This window comes from Luteibacter pinisoli (assembly GCF_006385595.1).
GTDB lineage: Bacteria > Pseudomonadota > Gammaproteobacteria > Xanthomonadales > Rhodanobacteraceae > Luteibacter > Luteibacter pinisoli.
In genome coordinates this window covers 2,516,801-2,535,062 of sequence record NZ_CP041046.1, presented here as the reverse complement: position 1 = coordinate 2,535,062, position 18,262 = coordinate 2,516,801, and the positions used below count along the sequence as shown (strand labels likewise).

Sequence of the window (18,262 nt, the reverse complement as noted above, 5' to 3'; positions counted from 1 at the left end):
TCATCCGCAACTTCAACGCACCCGGCAGCGCTCGGTGCTTATGTATCTTCAGTAGATGCGAATTGAGCGGTGCATCGATGAACCGTTACGTTGGATCAATCCTTCTCGTTGCGGCGCTTGCGCCATCGGTTTCTGCGGCCCACGAAAGCGCGGCCGAGACTATCCGTGGTCGTGTGGCGAGCGTTTCTGAGTTTCCTGTTCCAAGGTCTGGAGTGATCATTACCTGGGTTGCCCTTGAGCTTGCGCAGGACAACGTGGATGGGCGGCGGCAACTTCTGATGCCATTCCTCTCAGAGGACCAGCCGCAACCGAAAGTCGGCGAATACTGCGTGTTCACGGTCCATGTCGCCGAAGCAGGAGGATTTATCGGACGAAAAGTCGTTCCTCAATACAAGGCGACCCTCATTGATACGTTTGACTGCGGTCCCGGAGGAAGTCACGGTAAAACTTAGGGAGACTGCACACTCCGTCCCCCTGACGCCAAGGCGAGACGGACATGTTCGAAACGCTCACTTTTGGGCGATGCGAAGCTGACGATCCAGCGGCATCGTTCCGGAGATCCAATGGGCGCACTGCCGGGGATCGTTTTCCCATTTGCCGTCTTTCTTGCGCATGACCGTGATGCCGCCGTTGCCGCACAGTCCGCCGCATACGAAGGAAAAGCTGAAGACAGCCACGTCACGGCGCTCGTTGAAGGCGATCGCAGAGAAGGTGAGCAAGGCCGCTGACATGCCCGCATTCACAGCGTCGTCGACCGACTTACCTTGTTGGATCAGGTGTTGCGGGTCGGTAGGGTGCCAGGTCGACGGGTCAATGTAGCGGATGGATGCGTCCGGCCCGAGCACCTTGCCGAGATCATCGATGCGCTCAGCGGGGCGCTTGATGATCGCCTCGATGTCCGCGTGGCCCTCGCAACCGCCGTCGCTGCCCGTGGGGTGCATCGGCTCAGCGACACGTGCCACGTTGATAGGCTGATGGCTCTTGCCCATCCAGTGATGCAGGAATGCCTTGTAGACAGCGGCGGCTTCCGTTGACGTCGTTGCGTCCTGCGCGGCAGCGCTCGCCGGCCTGCCCAATGCGGCGGCCATACCGATCGTTACGAAGGCTATGAGTCTTGCGGTTTTCATGTGGTTTTCCCCTTGCTCCGTCGCAGTGGATACTCGCATACCCGCCCGGTGGGAGCGAGGTGCCGACAACAGGCGCTGGGACCGGCTCGGATCCAAAGGAAAAACAATGAGCTACAGAGTATTCTCGCTGGTGGTGATGGCCTCGCTCCTACCTGCCTTGGGCTACGTGACCTATCAATGGATCGATGTCTCGGTATCCTATGGATACTCATCGTCTGGGGAGGACGAAGCGCTCGCTGACGGCAAGCGGTTTAGACGCCTCCTCCTGACTGCACTGAAGGGCCAGGATAAAGCGAGCGTGCTATCGCTCCTGACCGAAGATGCAAAGACGCACCCGGACGAACATATCCTGATCAAGGATGAGGGAGATTCTGTATCGTATGAGGGTCAGGATTTCCGCTTCGGCGAGAAGGGCGTTCTGGAGGGCATAGGGCAGGGCGTGGGTATCCCGTCGCGGCGCGCGTGCGGAGGCCATGATGCGCCGAAAAATGCCCCTTGCACTGCACCCTGATGCGCATCCCAAATTGCGCATAGCAGTCCGCCGTTCTGCCGCATGCTGAGGTCGCCGGCGGTGGGGAGATGTGCTGGGCACGGCAGGAGGAGTCAGCTAGTGGGGGGTACCGCGACCGCGGTTCCGGACGCGCTTGGATTCTAATCGGCGGTGGAGGCAAAGAAATGAAGGGGTATGTCGGCAGTGCCTATTAAATCGACGCATGTGCTACCGTCAGGCGCGTTCGTCGGCGCGGTCATTGTCCACTATGTTTTCTATGCCTTTTCTTACGTCTGGTTTCTCACGGGCGCCGACTATCGGGACCTGCATCTTATCTACGGCGTCTTCGTCGCCATCGTGCTTGCGGAATTTTTACTCCGAGCTCCCTGGTGGCTGATGTGGGTAACGGCGTGGGCTGCGCTCATCGTGCCGATGCTGACCACCATTTCCTTTCATCTGTCGCCAGGCATGTGGATCGTTCCGCTAGGGGCATTGATAGCTTCGCCATTTATCGTAGTGGCTATGTTGCAGAGGCGCCCACGGTGGATCGTTGCCAAGGTCTAGGCCAGGGATCTCGCGACGGCTGCCGCCACGGATTGAAAATCAGTCAATGAGAAACGACATCAGGTTCAAACGGCTGGAAAAGGCGAAATATGCCGGGTTATCCCGTGATTTCGCCGCAGCGTACTCGCTTCTTGACGACCTTCTCGTGCAAGATTCTCGGGATGTTGAGGCTCTGCGCCTCTATGGCAATCTGTATGAGATGGAAGCCTTCGGTATAAGCAGTCCGTCCGAAGCCCGGATGTTGTTGAAGTCCGCCCGCCGCCACTACCGTCGAATTCTCGACATCGACGCAGGGAACCTCTACGCGTTGTTCGACATGGCCGAGCAAATGCTCCACTTTGAGCGCTTCCGGTTCGCCGCTCGGTTCTACGAGGCATTTTTGGAGAGCCATCACGAGCGGAAGCCGGATGGCTATGATGATGAGGTATCACAGGTAAGGGAGTGGCTCGCAGCGCACTCGTCATTGTAGCGGGCAGGCGCGCACGGAGCAGTCGGTTTTGGCACCTCCACTGCGCGTGTTCCAAAATAGTGGGCAGGAGTTGGGGCGATGGATTCGAAGGGCAAGTGGATAATTGCGTACGAGAAGCGGCTTTTGCAGACTTTGGTGTGCCTCGGGCTCGGCTGCTTCTCTGTCATCGGAGAGTGGCGTCACGCACTGCTTCTGTGCTTTGTGCTTGGGCTCGTCGTTCTATGGGTGTGGATTCGTCGGCAGTCGATAGAGATCGTAGACAGTGCAATGGCTCTTCAGGACCTAGTTTGGTCTGCTCCAGTCGGCACAAGCAGGAGGATTCCCTTGGGCGATGGCGCGGGGGTGACGCTGCATGTTCGACTGCCCCGTCGTGGAGCAGGTTCAACATCGCGACAGCTGTTTGTTCGGACACACGGCGCAGTCACCGCACATACGATGAGCATGTCCGATGCGGTCGCCCAGCAGGTGCTTGACGCCATAGAATCGTCTGTCGGATCCAGGCCCCGCGTCGTAAATAGTTAGCGGCGCGATACATCCCCTAAACGTGGCTACCTTGGCGGTGAACAAGTGGGGCGTCGATATCGACAGAAGTTCGAGTTCTTCACCTGCGAGCATTCGGAGGCGATGGTCTCCGAACCTGGCGTTATCGAAGGCACTGTGAAGACGCTATTGCATTCCCCCACCCAACTAAGTGCAATAGCCCCACCCCCGGCCACACCGCGGGCCGCCCTGGAGTCGCCCCCATGACACAGCCCCCCATCACCCTCCTGATGGCTGACGACCACCCGATCTTCCGCCACGGCATCGAGGCGATCCTCTCCCTTGAGGACGACATGACGCTCCTCGGCTCGGCGAACAGCGGTGAGCAGGCGGTGGCGATGTATCGGGAGCTGCGGCCCGACGTGGTGTTGATGGATCTGCAGATGCCCGGCATGGGCGGTCTGCGCGCGATCCGTGAGATCACCGAGGAGTTCCCGAACGCCAAGGTCATCGTCCTGACGACCTACCAGGGCGACATGCAGATCAGCAATGCGCTGAAGGCCGGCGCGGCCAGCTACCTCATCAAGAGCACCTTGCGTTGTGACCTTATCTTCGCCATCCGCCAGGTCCACGAAGGCGGCCGGCCCATTCCGGTGGATGTCGCGAAGGTGATTCAGGAGCACACCGGCGACGACGCATTGAGCGCGCGTGAGATCGAGGTGCTCGGGCACGTTGCGCTGGGATTCTCCAACAAGCGCATCGCCAACCAGATGGGCATCTCGGCCGAGACCGTGAAGTCGCACATGAAAAGCATCCTGGCCAAGATGAAGGCCAGGGATCGCGCGGAGGCCGTGGTGACGGCGCTGCGCCGCGGCATCATCGAAGAGTAAGCGCTCAGGCCCCTTCGGACGGCGAGGCCTTCCAGAGCCGCCTCAGCCACGCCGGGACAGGGAAGGGCGTCCGCGTCTGTCGCGCATAGGCCACGGCGCCCGGCACCACCAGCTCCACCTGGGTCCCGGCGCCCTCGCGCGTCTGTACCGTCAGCGTCCCATCAATGGACGTCGCGCGTTCGCGCATGCCCACGATCCCCCAATGGCCTTCCTTACCGCCCTCGTTGAGTGTCTCGGTGTCGATCCCCACGCCGTTATCGGTGACACACACTCGCAGGTGCGCGGCATCGTAGGTCAGCTCCACCTCGATCCGCGACGCCATCGCGTGGCGGAAGGCATTCAGAAGCGCCTCGCGCCCGATGAAATGCACCTCATCGCACACGGTGGAATCGATCGCCCGCTGGCGTCCCTTGCTCACCAGGCTGAACTCGATGGCCGTCTCGGCGGCCAACGCCTGGCCCAACGACGCGAGTGCCATGCTGATGTCCGTCGCGACGGGCTCATGCGCCCGCATCGTTTGCACGCGATTCCTGCCTTCCACCAGCACCGCTTCCGCGCGATTCAGCGCGGCGTCCAGAGGCTCGCGTGCGACGCCATCCTTCGACAGGCGCACGGCGGCGGCCTGGAAGCTCAGGATCAGGCCCTGCACCCCTTGCAGCAGCGTGTCGTGCAGGTCGCGCGCGATGCGCGTGCGCTCGGCATGGCGCACCTCGAGGCGGTCCTTCACCTTCGCGACGATGCGCCGGTGCTGCATCATCACGAACGCGGCGACAAGCAACGCAGCAGCGATCGCAGCCAGCAGCTGGAAGGCGGTCGTCTGATAGAACGTCGGTTCAATGGTGAAGGACAGCGTCGCGTGGTCCTGGCTCCACAGCCCGTCGCTGTTGGCCGCCATCACATCGAACTGGTACGAGCCCGCCTTGAGGTTGGCGTAAGTGGCCTCGCGGCTGGTGCCTCCGTCCTGCCACATGGTGTCGACACCGCGCAGCCAGTAGCGAAAGCGCACGTTCTGCGGTGACACAAAGCTCGCCGCCGTGAAACGAACCGTCATGCTTCGGGTCAGCGGCGGCAGCTCGATGGTGCGGGTGGCGGGATAGAAGCGCCCCTCGACCACCAGCCCTTCGATCAACGACTGCGGCGCCACCGCGTTGCGCCGCACGTTGGCCGGATCGACCCAGCTGACGCCCCGGTTGTCCGCAAACCACAGGCGCTTGTCGCCATCCTGGACGATGGTCTGCGACCCCGGATGCATCAGGGCCACGCCAGGCACGCCGTCGTCGCCGTCGTAGCGGGTAAACGCGGGCACGTACCCCGGCTCGTTGAACGCACGCTCGGCCTCCGCGGCCGGCAGGCTCAGGATGCCGCGCGTGGTGTTCAGCCACAGGTCGCCGTTCTGGGCCTGCAGCAATCCGGTGACCGCTCCGGTGAGGTTCCATCGCGCCATCTGGATCGACTGAAAGCCGTCGCCACGCCGACGGGCGAGGCCCTTGTCGCCGCCCACGAGCATCTTCCCATCGTGGAATCCGATGGTTTCGATGGCACCGACATCCAGGCCGTTCCCGCGTCCGTACTGCATCGCGCGCTGGCCGTCCCACGTGGCGACGCGTCCATCGTCAAAGCCAATCCACGCCGTGCCCGCGGGGTCGATGGCGAATGCGGCGGGCGGAATGCCGTTCAACTCCGGCGCGATGCCGTGATACGACCACGTCTTGCCATCGAACTTGTGCAGGCCGTCGACCAGGTACATCCACAGATGTCCGTCCCGATCCGCACCGGCATCCGTGGCGTAGGGCGAGAACTGCGGCCGCGGCGTTTCCAGGTGCGTCACGCCATTGCCCTTGGTCCACTGGTAGACGCGAATGTCGATGCGGGCGTAAAGCATGTCGCCAGCGGCCGCCAGTGTGTTGGTGTACGGCAGGAACCCGCAGGTGAGTACCGAGGGGGCAAGGTGCTCCATGCGAAAGAGGCACCCATCCTGCAGCACGAACACGCGCTGCATCGCATCCTGGGCCAGCCAGGTCATTTCATCGTTCGCGTTGGGCTTCGGGGAGATCACATGGAAGGTCTTGGCGCGGAAGCGGTCGAGGCCGAAGTTGGTGCCGATCCAGATGTTGTCTTCGCGGTCCATCAGGATTGGCACCGCGACCATCGACAGCAGGCCTTCGTCGGCGGAAAACCGGTCCGTCAGCGCCTCAGCGGTGAGCGGCTGGCCCGTGGCATAACGCTCCGGATGGGCGACCCGAAAGACACCGTCGACGCCATTGCCGACCACCGGCGTCCCCCACAGGTTGCCGGCGTGATCGAAGGCGATGCGCCGGCCCTGGCCGAACCCTTCATTGATGGGCGTCTGCGTGAGCGCCAGCGGGGTCTGGCGCGGATCCAGGCCGGGCAGGGCACGGGTGCCATGGTCCATGTCGGAGAGCCACAGCGTCCCGTCGGGGGCGATGGCCATGGAGGGGAAGTTGCCCGTGCGAATACCGGTGGGCCGGAAGCGCGGGCTTCCCGGCCCCAACACCCACAGCTCCGTGTCGGTGGCCACCCAGACTGCGCCCTGGGCGTCGATGGTCACCCACATGGCCGCGTCCCGGGTGGGGAACTCCGCTTGCCCGATCACTTCCGAACCGCGGTCCGTGGAGCGGATGAGGCGTTCGCCCGCTGCCGCCCAGACCGTGCCGTCCCTGGCGCGCGCGAAGTTATAGATCGGACCCACCTGGACGCGCGTGCTGGGTGCGTAGTTGGAAACGGTCCCATGGCGAAGATGAATGATCACGCCATTGGACGTCCCCACCCAGACATCGTCGGCGGACACCACCTCGAGCGCCGTCATGTCCGTGGACTGGAAGGCCTGGCCGGGCGCGGGTTCGATGTGCTTGAACTGGACGCCGTCGAAGCGATAGCGCCCGCTGCCCGTGGCCAGCCAGATGAAGCCGAGGTTGTCCTGTTTCAGGGCCCAGATGTCGGCCGGCGCGCCATCGCGCACGGGCCATGCCCGGTGGTTCATCGCCCGAAGGGAATCCGACGGCGGCGGCAGCGCGAGGCACGCGGTGGCCCACAGCGCACACAGCAGCGCCGGCACACCTCGTGGCAGCCATCGTTGCATGAGGGCCTCGGGAGCGATCGTCCCCTGCATGGTACTCAAACGGCGGCCCGGACGCGGGCGGTCCGGAGGCTCACCGCGGTTCGCGGATGGCCACGACCAGGCCGTCGTTCGTCCACGCGTGCAGCAGGCTGCCAGCAGTCGCGGCCACGCGGTCCGGTCCGACGGCTGAGGCGAGCCAGGTGCACATCTCGCCGAAGCTCGCGCCCGCCAGGGCGAGGTCGAGGCACGCGTACTCCTCGTGGCCGATGCTCTGGAATCGGGGTTCCCAGCCGTGGCGCCACACGCGCACACCGCTTCCCGGCAACGCCATCTGCGCCCGAGGGACGGTCCCTGCCGCCAGCCCCGCCCACAGCGCCGGCGCGTTGGTATGCAGGAGCCGAACGCTCAGCGTGGGGACGAACACGAACTCCACGCGCTCCCAGTCCTCCACATCGAGGGCCTCCAGGCGAACGCCGGCCGCATCGGACCCCGAGAATGCGCGACGCAGCCGAAGGTCGAGCCACGCCAGCTCACCGACTTCCGGGGTATGCGCGCAGGCCGTGGAAAGATGGTCCGCGAAGGCGTCACCGTAATCGTCCAGCGTCCACGACGTGGACCGGTGCCGGGCGATATACGACGCCGCGTGCTGCTGGAACGCCTCTTCGCCCAGCCAGCGTCGCGTCTTCTCGTACGTATCGCACAGCGCCGCCAGCAGCTGGCCGTGCACGTTGTTGGCGTAGACGCGCATCCCCGGTTGCTCGTGCGTCGTCGAGCCCGGCTGCAGCACGGTAGCGAGGAACGTACGCTGGAACTCACCCAGCATCAGGCCGCCACCTCGGCAGCGTGGGCAGCGATCGCACGCGCCTGTGCCACCTCAAGCAGCAGCTCGTCCAGCGGCGGAATGCGGTCATCACGCTCGATCATCACGGCCACATCGCCCAGCCGCGCGATGAACCGTGCGTACAGTGCCCATACGCTGTCCGGTACGGGGGCATCGTGCGTGTCGACGAGCATGTCGCGGCCCTGGCTATGGCCGGCCAGATGCACCTGCCGTACGCGTTCCAGCGGAAGGCCGTCGAGCCACGCGTCGAGCGACAGCCCGTGGTTGGTGGCGCTGACGACGATGTTGTTGACGTCGAGCAGCAGGAAGCAGCCCGTGCGCTGGCAGAGCTCGGCGAGAAACGCCGCTTCGCTCATCTCGCCCAGCGCCAGGTAGGTCGAAGGGTTCTCGAGCACCAGCGCGCGGCCGAGGATGTCCTGCGCGGCGTGCACATTCGCCGCCACGATGTCGAGCGCTTCTTCGGTATATGGCAGCGGCAAGAGGTCGTGCGCCTGCACGCCGCCGATGCCGGTCCAGGACACATGGTCGGACAGCCACAGCGGATCGATGCGCTTAGCGAGCGTGCGCAGCCGACGCAGATAGTCCGGATCCACGCCATCCGCCGAGCCGATGTTCATGGAGACGCCATGCAGGGCGACCGGGTAGCGTTCGCGCACTTTCGTGAGGACGTGCAGCGGCCGGCCACCGTCGACCATGAAGTTCTCGGAGATCACTTCCACGAAGTCGACGGGTTGGGCCGCGTCGAGGAACGCGGCGTAATGCGGAATCCGCAAGCCGAGCCCGAAGCCGTGAAAGGGGGAGGGTGCTGCATTCATAACCAAGGGCCAAAAGGGCCCGACCGTCGCCGGCCGGGCACCTGGATCAGCCGGCCGGCGGCGTGGTGCTGCCGTTCTGCGCCTTGCATTCGGCCACCGAGACGGCCTTGAAGCCCTGGCCCTTGCACTCGTTCTGGCCCTTGCACTCATGGTTGCCGGACTTGCAATCGGACGTACCCTTACAGCTGTTGATGCCGTAGCAATGCACGGTCTTGCCAGCCGCGTGGTCGGCGGCCTGTGCCGGCGCCGTGACGGCGGCGACGGAGACGGCGAAGAGGGCGGCTGCTGCGGCGACGCTGTGGGTTGCGGTCTGCATAGTGATTCTCCGAATCGATGGGATGTGCCGAAGTGGCATAGGGGTATTCGTTCGCATGGCCGTCTGGGTTACACCTGCGCGAAAACAGTTTGCGTCAGCGCAGTCCCAGCACGCGATCGAGCGACAGGCGGCCACCGCCACGCGCGATGAGGTAGAGCAGGATCGCCGCCCACGACAGGTGCGTCGGCCACGCATCGGGGTACACGAAGATCTCGATGATCGTGGTCATGCCCAGCAGGATGGTCGCGGCGGGGCGCGTGAACAGGCCCAGCACCAGGAACATCGGCACGAAAGTCTCCACGTACGCTGACATGTGCGCGGCGATCTCCGGCGGCAGCAAGGGCAGCCGGTATTCGGTGCGGAACAGTTCGTACGTGCTCTCGGTGATGGTCAGGAACCCATCTACCTTGGTGCGACCGGACTGGAAAAAGATGGCCGCGATGGAAATGCGGGCGACCAGCGCCAGGAACGAATGGCCGATCAGCCGTTCGAGCCCCTCGGCCAGGCGGTTCCACCGGGCGCGAAGCGAGCGGTCGGCGGTGTGGGAGGCATCAATCGCGTGCATGGTGAAGTCCTGTTTCAGGCGGCAAACGCGCCGGCCTGCAGCAGGTCGGCGAAGAGGAGATCAAGTCGGGTATCGGGGAAGCGCTCCGCGGTCTGCGACGCGGCGTCTTCCAGCGTCGCGCCGCGGGCGCATGCCTCCAGGAACGGCGCCGCGGCCGGGTCGACGGTCGTGCCGGTCACGGTGTTGTCGCAGCGGGTGACGAGGACGGCTTCGGGGATCCATGCCAGATCCGCCTCTACCGGGTCGCCCACCCGGCTGGCTTGCCAGATGGAGGCCACGGGGTAGGGCGAAACGACCACGCGCGTGGCCGGGTGCACGCGAAGGACCGTTGCTGCCAGCGCATCCGGCGATATCAGCCGCAGCGCGGCGGCGTCCAGCGGTACGGCATCGGCCGCGACGAAACTCTCGGTCCAGCCGCGATCGACGCGGGCAACATCCGCGAGATAGACGAGGTCGGCGGCGGCCTCGAAGCTTTCAAGAAACGCGGCAAAACTGCTGCCATAGAGCACCATGCGCGCATCCGCGAGCGGAAAGGCCTGCGCATACTGCGCTGCAGCCGCGCGAAACCAGTCACGGCCCGTCAGGCACGCCACCGCCGGATAGTTGGCTTCGAGCGTATCGATGCATCCATTCATCACGGTGTTGCGATAGACGGCAAAGGCAGGGCTGCGCGCGGGCGCGAAGTCATCACCTTCGCGCCATAGCGCGTCCATGAAGGACGCCTGGAAGTCATCAAGCGTCACAGAGCACCTCACGTCCGGCATCCAGAAGCGCCTGGGCGACCGACCGCTCGGCCATCAGCGACGCGAATGACGGAACCGCGCCATCACGCTCGATAAGCGTGGGCACGGGCCCGGTGCGCAACAATGCTTCGGCGTAGAGCGACCACACCGGGGTCGACACGGGCGCATCGTGGGAATCGATGAGCAGGCGGGGATCGTCCGCGTCGGGGCGGTGCCCTGCCACGTGGATCTCCGTCACTGCGTGCATGGGATACGACGCGATGTACGCGCGTGCGTCGATACCCAGGTTGTGCGCGCTGACGTGTACGTTATTGATATCGAGAAGGAGGCCGCATCCGCTGCGGCGGACAAGTTCCGCCAGGAAATCCGTTTCGCTGTACGCATGGCCTTCGATGGCCAGGTAGTGCGACGGATTCTCCAGCGACACCTGGCAGCCGAGGGCGTCCTGCGTGCGGCCGACGTTGTCGACCACGCGCAACAGCGCCTCCTCCGTCCGCGGGAACGGCAGGAGGTCCGGGACGTAGTGGCCCCCGCGTGATGACCATGCCAGGTGTTCGGACATGCGCACCGGCTTGATGCGGTCGATCAGGCGCCGCAGCCGGGTGAGATGCGCGATGTCGGGAGGCGCCGCACCCGCAAGCGAGAGCGACACCCCGTGGAACGACAGCGGAAAGCGTTCGGCCAGCGCTTCCAGCAGCGCCGCCCGCGGGCCGCCGTCCACCAGGTAATTTTCCGGGTGGACTTCAAACCACAACCCCGTCGCCGTGGCCTGCAAGGCCTCGTCAGCGTGTTGCGGTTTGAAGCCGAGGCCGGCCATCGGCGTGGACGGCATGGGGGATCAGCCGACTTTGGTCAGCGAGCCGTTGCCCTTGGGCGTCTTGATGGCGGTGCAGGTGCCGGCGGGGACGTTCTTCCACGCATTCTTCTGGTAATCGGCCTTGGCGGTACCCGCGCAGGTGGTGCCGGGGCCAGCGGCGCAATCGTTCTGGCCGGCCTTGGCGACGCCCCAGCACTTCTCGACGGCGGGCTTGGCGGCGGGCTTGCTGTCATCGGCGTGGCTGACGCCGGCGACAAGGGCGGCAACGGTGAAGGCGAGCGATGCGACGTGACGGTGGTTCATGGGACTGGGCTCCTGGACCGGACGCTGCGTCCGGCTTCAAGGTGGATTCGCTACGGCCCGGCATTCGGTTACAGTGCGCCCGATGATTTTTTCCTCCCCGGTGTAACCATGGCCCGAGCCGCGACGAATACAGAGGAGCTGCGGGACTGCTTCCTGCGTGGCCTTGCGGGCGACGCGGCAGCGTACCGACATTTCCTCGATGAACTGTCGGGGCACCTGCGTGGATTCCTGCGTGCGCGCCTGGCGCGCTCGCCGGCCGATGTGGAAGACATCCTGCAGGAGGCCCTGCTGGCATTGCACAACGCCCGGCACACCTATCGCGAAGACCAGTCCCTCACGGCATGGGTCTACGCCATCACCCGCTACAAGCTCATGGATTATTACCGCTCGCATGCGCGTCGTGAGTCCTTGCACGACCCCGCGGACGGAACGGACCTGTTCGGCGTGGTGGATCTTGAACCGGATCACGCCCGCCGCGACCTGGGCCAGTTGCTTAGTACGCTCCCCGATCGCCACCGCCTGCCGATTGAGCTGGTGAAGATCCAGGGCTTGTCCGTGACAGAAGCCGCCGCACAAACCGGTTTGTCCGAGTCGGCGGTGAAGGTAGGCATCCATCGTGGCCTGAAGGCACTCGCATCACGCATTCGGGGTTACTTATGAAAACCGACGACCTCATTTCCCTGCTGGCCCGCCAGGCGCAACCCGTGGATCGCCGTGCACCCGCGCGCCGCTTCGGCTTCGCGATCCTGTGCGGGCTGGCGTCGGCCACCGTGCTCATGGCCGTGTTCCTCGGCGTGCGGCCCGATCTGCCGCAAGTCATTCCCATGCCGATCTTCTGGCTGCGCCTGGGCTTCGCCGTGGCGGTGGGCGCGGGCGCGTTGGTGGTGACGCTGCGGCTGTCGCGGCCGGGCGTACCCGTGGGCGCCGGCTGGGTGGGCCTCTCGCTGCCGATCGCCGCGGCGTGGATCGCCTCGGCGGTGATCGTGCTCGGCGCGCCGGCGGACGACCGCCTGCCGCTTATCCTCGGCCATACCTGGAAGATCTGCTCGACCATCATTGCCGTGCTGTCGCTGCCGTCCTTCGCCGCCATGCTCTGGGCGGTGCGGAGCATGGCCCCGGTCCGGCTGCGGCTGGCGGGGGCATCGGCGGGGATGCTAGCCGGCGCTACCGCGGCGGTGGCTTATTGCCTGCACTGCCCGGAGATGGCCCCGCCGTTCTGGTCGGTCTGGTACCTGCTCGGCATGCTCGCGCCCGCAGCACTGGGGGCCTTGCTAGGCCCGCGAGTGCTGCGCTGGTAAAGCGAGAGCGTCACGGCTTGGGCGTATCCAGGCGCGGATAAAACTGCGTCCACACTTCGTCCTTCTTGGCGCTGGCCATGTGGCAATACGCGCACTCGCCGACCGGGCGTAGCTTGGCGGTGGGGGCCTTGGGCTCGTGGTGGTTGAAGTTGTAATAGCCCCAGCCGCCGGTGTCCTTGTAGCGCTTGGTGTCCTTCACGGTAACGTCCGCGCCGTTGAGCGCGCCGGGGAAGTAGCCACGGCCTGAGGGCTCGGTACGCGATCCGTCGGGGTTCTGCGCGGGGAGGGTCAACTGCAGTTCCTTGTAGAAGATCGTCCCTTCCGGAAACTCGCCGGTCTTCTTGTAGATCTCGTACGACACCGGCTCGATGTAGACGTTGTGATACTCCGGGAATCCCGCCTTGCCGTTATTGAGCGCGTTAGGCGTCAGTGGCGAGCCGACAAACACCCACTTCTCGAAATTCTTGGGCAGGATGAGTTCGCCCGATGGCGTGTATTCCGGCAGGTAACGCTTCGTGCTGCCGTCGGGACTCGTCGCGGGGGAGCTGGCGAAGGCCAGCGCCGTGAGCGCGGCCAGGATGGTCGCGCCGCCGAGCAGAACGACGGTTCGACCGGTGGACGTTTTCATGTGACCTCCTTCCGCGTAGCCGGGTAGGGAAGGGAACTTCAAGGCCACGCTGGTTCATGGTCACTCGCATGTTCTTGCATGGGGTCTTGCAAGTACGTCCCAGAGTCCACGTACGCGTGTACCTCGGGCAGTGCGGGGTGAGGCGCACGTGGCTCGCGTCCGAGCACGCTGTAGAACGCACGGCAGAAGCTGCTGCTGCTCCGGTAGCCCACCATGCGTGCCACGTGGTCGAGCGACAACGATTTCGAGGCTAGCAGGTCGGCAGCGCGGCGCATGCGCAGCTGTCGCAAGGCGGCCATGGGCGCACAACCCACCACGTTGGCGAAGCGCGCCATGAAGGCGGATCGGCTGAGGCTTGCCACCTGCGACAGCGAGGCCACCGAGTGGTCGTCCCCGGGGCGCGATGCCATCGCCGCGTACGCGCGCGCGATGTTGCGGTCGTGCGAGAAGGCCAGGTGGGTGAGCCACGCATGCCGCGAGCCGGCCAGGGCGCGGAAGCACACGATCAGCACCTGCTTGAGCAGGATGCTGGTCAGCACTTCGGTACCCAGGCCGGGGTTTCGCACCTCGTGCATCACGTGCTGCATCGTGGCGAGCAAGGGGCGGCCCTGCGAGGGATCGATGACCGCAGGCTGCTCGAGGAATGCAAACGGATTGCCCAGGGCGTCGCACGTGACGTGCATGTACGCGGAGATCACCGTCAGCCGGCGTCGGGCACGTGGATCACTGAGGTAAACGTCGGCGTCGGCGGCGCCCAGCCGGATGCACTGCCCAGGCGGCGCCACGATGAAGGTGCCTGGCATCAGCGACGCGGACATCAGGTGGCCGGATCGTGCCGACCCCGCCCCCGAGACGCAGCAATGCAGGGACACCGTGCCCAGCGGCGCGAGTTCCTTGTGCCGGCCGGCCGCGATGCGCGACTCGACAAACGTCGCCGGCCGCACCTGCAGGAAACGCAGGATCTGCTCCAGGCCTTCGTCGTTGACGTTGATTGGCGGACGGTGAGCCATGTTCTCAGGACCCCCGGCATCGGCGGCAGTCATACGCTGAGGCCTCGATTCGGGCTTGATCCACAGGGACTGCGCCATGACCGTCATTCGTCACATGCTTATGAGTGCCTCGTTCGCCAGCATGCTTTTGCTCAGCGGCGCATCGCTGGCTGCCACGCCCGCCAAGAGCACAGCGGACGCCGCCAGTGACAGCACCGGCACGATCCATGTGCCGAAGAACTACCACGCGACCTACGAGTATCTCGGCACCTGGTCGGTGGCGGGACAGAAGCCGGGTGCGGACCAGTTGCACGCCGTGTTTGTCTCGCCCGGTGCGGTGGCCGGCTACAAGAAGGATGGGAAATTCCCCGACGGCACGGTGCTGGTCAAGGAGGTTTACGAGGCGGCCACCGAGCCGATGACCACGGGCGCGGCGGTCAGTCACGAGAAGGCGCTGAAGGGCTGGTTCGTGATGATCAAGGACAGCAAGGACTCCCACCCGAAGAATGCGCTCTGGGGCGATGGATGGGGCTGGTCGTGGTTCGATGCCGGCGACTCGATGAAGACCACGTCCACCAACTACCACGCCGATTGCCAGGGCTGCCACGTCCCGGCGAAGGACCAGGATTGGATTTACGTGCGCGGCTACCCGGTGCTGAACAAGTAGCCCGATCGGCTCAACCTGTTTCATGGGGCGCCTCGCCGTTGATCGTTGCCCTTGCAAGTTATCGCCGTCACGCCGTCGCGCGATATCCCTCCGTCGGGTGACTGCCCGGAGCTAACCTCATGTCCCATCCCACCTCGTACCACACCGTCGACGTGCCGGACCGCGAGTCCGCCACGTCGATCAACGTCTTCTACCGGGAGGCGGGCGATAAGGACGCGCCGGTCGTGCTGCTGTTGCACGGCTTCCCGAGTTCGAGCCACCAGTACCGCGGGCTGATCAGCCGCCTGTCGGACAAGTACCGGGTGATCGCACCGGACCTGCCAGGCTTCGGTTTCTCGGATGCACCGGACGCGAAGACGTTCCGGTATACGTTCGACCGGCTGGCCCAGATCATCCAGGCGTTCACCGATGTGCTGGATCTGAAGTGCTACGCGCTTTACGTGTTCGACTACGGTGCACCGACGGGCTTCCGCCTGGCGGTGGCCCGGCCGGAGCGGGTCACCGCGATCATTTCGCAGAACGGCAACGCGTACGAAGAAGGCCTGAGCGACGGGTGGAATCCGATCCAGGCGTACTGGAAGGACCCGAGTGCCGAGAACCGGGCGAGCCTTCGCGGCTTCCTGGCACCGGGTACCACGCAGTTCCAGTACCAGCATGGCGAAAGCGACACGTCGCTCATTGCGCCGGAGAGCTACACGCTCGACCAGCATTTCCTGAATCGCGAAGGCAGCGACGACATCCAGCTGGATCTGTTCGGCGACTACAAGGCGAATGTCGCGCTGTATCCGGTCTTCCAGAGCTACTTCCGGCAGCACAAGCCGCCCTTCCTGGCGGTGTGGGGCAAGAACGATCCGTTCTTCCTGCCCGCGGGCGCCGAGGCGTTCCGCCGGGATCTGCCGTCGGCCCACGTGCAGTTCGTCGATGGCGGGCATTTTCCGCTGGAGTCTCACCTGGATGAGATCGCCGGCGCCGTGCGCGGATTCCTGGCGGACCATCTCGACCAGAAGCAAGGGCAGGCCTTGTTCGGGCCGCTCGGGCCGCAGGCCGCACCGAAGGGAGCGCAGCCCTACCTGGACGGGCTGGCGGGTGCGTTTGGTTTCGTCCCGGCCCTGGGTTACGCCCTTGCGGTTGAGCCGTCGGTGCTGGGCGCCTACGCGGGCATGTTGCAAGCCCTGGGGGCGACGAGCCTGAGCCCCGTGGGTCAGCAGGTGGCGATGGTGGCGGCCAGTCACGCGAACGCTGCTGCGTATGGCGTTGCCGTGCATTCGACCCTGGCGAAGAAACTGGGCGCGTCGGACGAGATCGTCCAGGCCCTGCGTCGTGGCGATGCGCTCGCTGATCCCACCCTGGAAGCCATTCGCCGTTTCGCCACGGCCATCGCGGTGAACCGCACCCAGGTATCCGATAGCGACGTCGCGGCATTGCAGGCCGCAGGACTCGACAAGCGGGCGGCCGTCGCCATTGCGCTGGCGGCTTCCGCGAAAACCCTGGTCAACACGGTGGCGCATCTGTCGCGCACGCCGATCGATGCTGGATTTTTACCCTGAAGCAGACGGGTCCGGACGGCAGCACGGATGGCCTATCCCATTGGTGGATAGCCATCCGGCGCAGGGGCGCGTAGCGTGAAAGGCCTTCCTTCGGAGGTCGCCATGGTCACGATATCCGTCCAGTGCAAGGACCAGAGCGCCACGGATTGCCTGAAGACAGTGGACGTCGAGACCGGCATGCCGGAACTCACGCCGGCGCAGCTGGCGGAAATCTTCAATGCGGGCGACTCACGCCCGCCGAGGAAGGGGCCCACGCCGGGCGCATTCACCCCAGACACCACCTATTTCGTGCCGGTGAATCTGGACGACACGGTGTGTGCGTCATGTTCGCGGGATCGGGCGTCTGAGATTCCGGATTTCGAGTAGCGGGCCGTACGCTGGATCCGGTATAAGCACTGGATGCAGCGACTAGAACCGTTCGGCAGGCACCGGGTCATCACGGCGTTTTTGCTCGCGCCGCTTACCCCCACCGCTGTTTTTATGCTGATCGCCGTCTGTGGCGGGCGGCTCGGTGAGGGGCTGTGGATGTCCATGATTGTGCTGCCATTGAGTTACGCGGCAGCCCTGGTTCCTGGGGTGCCGCTGTATCTGCTCGTCCGCTGGGCGCGTCTGCGTTCGGCCTGGGCCTATTGTGCGGTCGGCATCCTTTGTGCGCTGGCGGCGTCCATCGCGATCTGGTGGCCGACGTTCGCTGATAGATTTTCAGAGAACGATCTCGCGGGTTGGTCCCCTTTCTTCATGTTCGGTATCGTCGCTGGGGTACTTGGCGCGGCCTGGGGGTATGTGTTCTCGCGAGTGATGCGGGCCCGCCCGTATCAAACATCCGAAACCATCGACGGTGGCTAACCTGGATGATTCAGAAGCGCCTTGGCATCGCATTGCTTGATTAGACAATGGAGGGCACGCCATGACGCTTCCGGATGACTTCACTGAGCTGCTCCGGCAACGAGGGATTGAGTTGTGGGAGTCACATGGCGTCGCCGACATCGCCTTGTCCAGGGAAGACGCGTTGGCTGGCGTCGAAATGCTCGAGGAAGCAGGTCGAGTCATCCTCGGTGGCGACGTGCTGTTCAAGGTCGGTGAGCAGCTATCCTCTGCACTGGCGAGCTGGTCCTCGAAAAGCCTTCCTGAAGAAAGTGACACCGCGTGGGCGGCGCGTGCGGCAGCGGAAAGCAGGGCTTACATCAACGCGTTCACTGCACCGGATGGACGGCAGGCAATGTTTGCACTCGTGGTGAAGGACTGAGAGGGTTATCGCATGTCACCGACCATCGCCGCCTTTTTGGCAGTGATCTATGGCTTTGTGTATTACGTCATGGCACGAGGACTCATCGGACGAGTCATGGATGTTGATCCGGAGTACGCCGGGCGATGGACCCGGCCCACGTGGCACGCGCGGGCGGGAAACTCGTTCGCGATCTTGCAGATCCTTCTGACCATGAGCTTGCCAAAGCCGGCCTATCCGACTCCCTTGAAGTGGAGGTTATGGATTGCGCGCATCATGCTGTGGCTGTGGCCTTTCGTTCTGTTGGCCGTGCTCGTCCTCCCGGGTGCTGGCACGCGCTAGGTGTCGTTCCGTAGGTTTTGGCCTGGCTAGGATGTAATGTCAGCACGAGGGCCAGGAGCCCGGTAGC

Annotated in this window: 24 protein-coding genes; 13 read left to right on the top strand and 11 right to left on the bottom strand. The window is 64.6% G+C overall.

The window, feature by feature from the left end; translation table 11 throughout:
- Positions 1-77 precede the first annotated feature (77 nt).
- Positions 78-452 carry a hypothetical protein gene (locus FIV34_RS11515; protein ID WP_139982851.1) on the top strand — a complete coding sequence of 125 codons (375 nt, stop codon included), beginning with the start codon at positions 78-80 and terminating at the stop codon, positions 450-452.
- Between the two features lie 57 nt (positions 453-509).
- On the opposite strand, the gene FIV34_RS11510 is transcribed toward FIV34_RS11515, so the two are convergent.
- Entirely contained in the window at positions 510-1,127 is a 618-nt protein-coding gene (locus tag FIV34_RS11510) for a hypothetical protein (RefSeq protein WP_139982849.1), read from the bottom strand.
- Positions 1,128-1,233: 106 nt separating this feature from the next.
- On the opposite strand from FIV34_RS11510, the gene FIV34_RS11505 reads away from it, so the two are divergent.
- From FIV34_RS11505 to FIV34_RS11490, 4 genes are all read left to right on the top strand, one after another.
- On the top strand, positions 1,234-1,638 hold the full coding sequence (locus tag FIV34_RS11505) for an Imm58 family immunity protein (protein WP_170207599.1): 405 nt from the start codon (positions 1,234-1,236) through the stop codon (positions 1,636-1,638).
- A gap of 174 nt (positions 1,639-1,812) precedes the next feature.
- Complete coding sequence (locus FIV34_RS11500) at positions 1,813-2,181, top strand: hypothetical protein (protein ID WP_139982844.1); 369 nt, start codon at positions 1,813-1,815, stop codon at positions 2,179-2,181.
- A gap of 46 nt (positions 2,182-2,227) precedes the next feature.
- Entirely contained in the window at positions 2,228-2,650 is a 423-nt protein-coding gene (locus FIV34_RS11495; RefSeq protein ID WP_139982842.1) for a tetratricopeptide repeat protein, read from the top strand.
- 743 nt (positions 2,651-3,393) lie between these two features.
- The gene (locus FIV34_RS11490; RefSeq protein ID WP_139982840.1) at positions 3,394-4,020 is read left to right on the top strand and encodes a response regulator; all 627 of its coding nucleotides are present in this window, start codon (positions 3,394-3,396) and stop codon (positions 4,018-4,020) included.
- Positions 4,021-4,024: 4 nt separating this feature from the next.
- Here the strand turns inward: FIV34_RS11490 and FIV34_RS11485 are convergent, their stop codons facing one another.
- From FIV34_RS11485 to FIV34_RS11450, 8 genes are all read right to left on the bottom strand, one after another.
- Positions 4,025-7,120: a sensor histidine kinase gene (locus tag FIV34_RS11485; protein ID WP_170207598.1), complete on the bottom strand. Its 3,096-nt coding sequence runs from the start codon at positions 7,118-7,120 to the stop codon at positions 4,025-4,027.
- A 70-nt stretch (positions 7,121-7,190) separates the two neighbouring features.
- Positions 7,191-7,922, bottom strand: a complete 732-nt coding sequence (locus FIV34_RS11480) for an HvfC/BufC N-terminal domain-containing protein (RefSeq protein WP_139982836.1) — start codon at positions 7,920-7,922, stop codon at positions 7,191-7,193.
- Positions 7,922-8,755 (bottom strand): MNIO family bufferin maturase, encoded by an 834-nt coding sequence (gene bufB / locus FIV34_RS11475; protein WP_139982834.1) that lies wholly within the window; start codon positions 8,753-8,755, stop codon positions 7,922-7,924. The genes FIV34_RS11480 and bufB (FIV34_RS11475) overlap by 1 nt, the downstream gene beginning before the upstream one ends.
- 46 nt (positions 8,756-8,801) lie before the next feature.
- Positions 8,802-9,071 (bottom strand): BufA2 family periplasmic bufferin-type metallophore, encoded by a 270-nt coding sequence (bufA2, locus tag FIV34_RS11470; RefSeq protein ID WP_139982832.1) that lies wholly within the window; start codon positions 9,069-9,071, stop codon positions 8,802-8,804.
- Between the two features lie 94 nt (positions 9,072-9,165).
- Positions 9,166-9,636, bottom strand: coding sequence for a DoxX family protein (locus tag FIV34_RS11465; RefSeq protein ID WP_139982830.1), 471 nt, complete (start codon positions 9,634-9,636; stop codon positions 9,166-9,168).
- A 14-nt stretch (positions 9,637-9,650) separates the two neighbouring features.
- Entirely contained in the window at positions 9,651-10,349 is a 699-nt protein-coding gene (locus tag FIV34_RS11460) for an HvfC/BufC family peptide modification chaperone (RefSeq protein ID WP_170207597.1), read from the bottom strand.
- A 19-nt stretch (positions 10,350-10,368) separates the two neighbouring features.
- Entirely contained in the window at positions 10,369-11,211 is an 843-nt protein-coding gene (gene bufB, locus FIV34_RS11455) for an MNIO family bufferin maturase (protein WP_139982826.1), read from the bottom strand.
- A 6-nt stretch (positions 11,212-11,217) separates the two neighbouring features.
- Complete coding sequence (locus FIV34_RS11450) at positions 11,218-11,499, bottom strand: BufA1 family periplasmic bufferin-type metallophore (RefSeq protein WP_139982824.1); 282 nt, start codon at positions 11,497-11,499, stop codon at positions 11,218-11,220.
- A 108-nt stretch (positions 11,500-11,607) separates the two neighbouring features.
- Here FIV34_RS11450 and FIV34_RS11445 point away from each other — a divergent pair, with 108 nt between their 5' ends.
- Together FIV34_RS11445 and FIV34_RS11440 are read left to right on the top strand one after the other, a co-directional pair.
- Positions 11,608-12,159, top strand: a complete 552-nt coding sequence (locus FIV34_RS11445) for a sigma-70 family RNA polymerase sigma factor (protein ID WP_139982822.1) — start codon at positions 11,608-11,610, stop codon at positions 12,157-12,159.
- The gene (locus tag FIV34_RS11440; RefSeq protein ID WP_139982820.1) at positions 12,156-12,797 is read left to right on the top strand and encodes a DUF1109 domain-containing protein; all 642 of its coding nucleotides are present in this window, start codon (positions 12,156-12,158) and stop codon (positions 12,795-12,797) included. The genes FIV34_RS11445 and FIV34_RS11440 overlap by 4 nt, the downstream gene beginning before the upstream one ends.
- 10 nt (positions 12,798-12,807) lie before the next feature.
- On the opposite strand, the gene FIV34_RS11435 is transcribed toward FIV34_RS11440, so the two are convergent.
- Entirely contained in the window at positions 12,808-13,425 is a 618-nt protein-coding gene (locus tag FIV34_RS11435; RefSeq protein ID WP_139982818.1) for a cytochrome P460 family protein, read from the bottom strand.
- Between the two features lie 38 nt (positions 13,426-13,463).
- On the bottom strand, positions 13,464-14,435 hold the full coding sequence (locus FIV34_RS11430) for an AraC family transcriptional regulator (protein WP_170207596.1): 972 nt from the start codon (positions 14,433-14,435) through the stop codon (positions 13,464-13,466).
- Between the two features lie 76 nt (positions 14,436-14,511).
- On the opposite strand from FIV34_RS11430, the gene FIV34_RS11425 reads away from it, so the two are divergent.
- The 6 genes from FIV34_RS11425 (at position 14,512) to FIV34_RS11400 (ending at position 18,195) form a co-directional block, all read left to right on the top strand.
- Entirely contained in the window at positions 14,512-15,081 is a 570-nt protein-coding gene (locus FIV34_RS11425) for a cytochrome P460 family protein (protein WP_139982814.1), read from the top strand.
- A 119-nt stretch (positions 15,082-15,200) separates the two neighbouring features.
- Entirely contained in the window at positions 15,201-16,628 is a 1,428-nt protein-coding gene (locus tag FIV34_RS11420; protein WP_139982812.1) for an alpha/beta fold hydrolase, read from the top strand.
- 102 nt (positions 16,629-16,730) lie between these two features.
- Complete coding sequence (locus FIV34_RS11415) at positions 16,731-16,994, top strand: hypothetical protein (RefSeq protein WP_139982810.1); 264 nt, start codon at positions 16,731-16,733, stop codon at positions 16,992-16,994.
- 33 nt (positions 16,995-17,027) lie between these two features.
- Positions 17,028-17,474: a hypothetical protein gene (locus tag FIV34_RS11410; protein ID WP_139982808.1), complete on the top strand. Its 447-nt coding sequence runs from the start codon at positions 17,028-17,030 to the stop codon at positions 17,472-17,474.
- A 61-nt stretch (positions 17,475-17,535) separates the two neighbouring features.
- Positions 17,536-17,874 carry an Imm40 family immunity protein gene (gene imm40 / locus FIV34_RS11405; RefSeq protein WP_139982806.1) on the top strand — a complete coding sequence of 113 codons (339 nt, stop codon included), beginning with the start codon at positions 17,536-17,538 and terminating at the stop codon, positions 17,872-17,874.
- A gap of 12 nt (positions 17,875-17,886) precedes the next feature.
- On the top strand, positions 17,887-18,195 hold the full coding sequence (locus FIV34_RS11400; protein WP_139982804.1) for a hypothetical protein: 309 nt from the start codon (positions 17,887-17,889) through the stop codon (positions 18,193-18,195).
- The last annotated feature ends 67 nt before the right edge of the window (positions 18,196-18,262 follow it).

What these genes read in the sequence shown, in the direction of transcription:
- FIV34_RS11515 (WP_139982851.1), top strand. Translation starts at nt 78, where the DNA reads ATGAACCGTTACGTTGGATCAATCCTTCTCGTTGCGGCGCTTGCGCCA.
- FIV34_RS11510 (WP_139982849.1), bottom strand. Translation starts at nt 1,127, where the DNA reads ATGAAAACCGCAAGACTCATAGCCTTCGTAACGATCGGTATGGCCGCC.
- FIV34_RS11505 (WP_170207599.1), top strand. Translation starts at nt 1,234, where the DNA reads ATGAGCTACAGAGTATTCTCGCTGGTGGTGATGGCCTCGCTCCTACCT.
- FIV34_RS11500 (WP_139982844.1), top strand. Translation starts at nt 1,813, where the DNA reads ATGTCGGCAGTGCCTATTAAATCGACGCATGTGCTACCGTCAGGCGCG.
- FIV34_RS11495 (WP_139982842.1), top strand. Translation starts at nt 2,228, where the DNA reads ATGAGAAACGACATCAGGTTCAAACGGCTGGAAAAGGCGAAATATGCC.
- FIV34_RS11490 (WP_139982840.1), top strand. Translation starts at nt 3,394, where the DNA reads ATGACACAGCCCCCCATCACCCTCCTGATGGCTGACGACCACCCGATC.
- FIV34_RS11485 (WP_170207598.1), bottom strand. Translation starts at nt 7,120, where the DNA reads ATGCAACGATGGCTGCCACGAGGTGTGCCGGCGCTGCTGTGTGCGCTG.
- FIV34_RS11480 (WP_139982836.1), bottom strand. Translation starts at nt 7,922, where the DNA reads ATGCTGGGTGAGTTCCAGCGTACGTTCCTCGCTACCGTGCTGCAGCCG.
- bufB (WP_139982834.1), bottom strand. Translation starts at nt 8,755, where the DNA reads ATGAATGCAGCACCCTCCCCCTTTCACGGCTTCGGGCTCGGCTTGCGG.
- bufA2 (WP_139982832.1), bottom strand. Translation starts at nt 9,071, where the DNA reads ATGCAGACCGCAACCCACAGCGTCGCCGCAGCAGCCGCCCTCTTCGCC.
- FIV34_RS11465 (WP_139982830.1), bottom strand. Translation starts at nt 9,636, where the DNA reads ATGCACGCGATTGATGCCTCCCACACCGCCGACCGCTCGCTTCGCGCC.
- FIV34_RS11460 (WP_170207597.1), bottom strand. Translation starts at nt 10,349, where the DNA reads ATGGACGCGCTATGGCGCGAAGGTGATGACTTCGCGCCCGCGCGCAGC.
- bufB (WP_139982826.1), bottom strand. Translation starts at nt 11,211, where the DNA reads ATGCCGTCCACGCCGATGGCCGGCCTCGGCTTCAAACCGCAACACGCT.
- FIV34_RS11450 (WP_139982824.1), bottom strand. Translation starts at nt 11,499, where the DNA reads ATGAACCACCGTCACGTCGCATCGCTCGCCTTCACCGTTGCCGCCCTT.
- FIV34_RS11445 (WP_139982822.1), top strand. Translation starts at nt 11,608, where the DNA reads ATGGCCCGAGCCGCGACGAATACAGAGGAGCTGCGGGACTGCTTCCTG.
- FIV34_RS11440 (WP_139982820.1), top strand. Translation starts at nt 12,156, where the DNA reads ATGAAAACCGACGACCTCATTTCCCTGCTGGCCCGCCAGGCGCAACCC.
- FIV34_RS11435 (WP_139982818.1), bottom strand. Translation starts at nt 13,425, where the DNA reads ATGAAAACGTCCACCGGTCGAACCGTCGTTCTGCTCGGCGGCGCGACC.
- FIV34_RS11430 (WP_170207596.1), bottom strand. Translation starts at nt 14,435, where the DNA reads ATGGCTCACCGTCCGCCAATCAACGTCAACGACGAAGGCCTGGAGCAG.
- FIV34_RS11425 (WP_139982814.1), top strand. Translation starts at nt 14,512, where the DNA reads ATGACCGTCATTCGTCACATGCTTATGAGTGCCTCGTTCGCCAGCATG.
- FIV34_RS11420 (WP_139982812.1), top strand. Translation starts at nt 15,201, where the DNA reads ATGTCCCATCCCACCTCGTACCACACCGTCGACGTGCCGGACCGCGAG.
- FIV34_RS11415 (WP_139982810.1), top strand. Translation starts at nt 16,731, where the DNA reads ATGGTCACGATATCCGTCCAGTGCAAGGACCAGAGCGCCACGGATTGC.
- FIV34_RS11410 (WP_139982808.1), top strand. Translation starts at nt 17,028, where the DNA reads ATGCAGCGACTAGAACCGTTCGGCAGGCACCGGGTCATCACGGCGTTT.
- imm40 (WP_139982806.1), top strand. Translation starts at nt 17,536, where the DNA reads ATGACGCTTCCGGATGACTTCACTGAGCTGCTCCGGCAACGAGGGATT.
- FIV34_RS11400 (WP_139982804.1), top strand. Translation starts at nt 17,887, where the DNA reads ATGTCACCGACCATCGCCGCCTTTTTGGCAGTGATCTATGGCTTTGTG.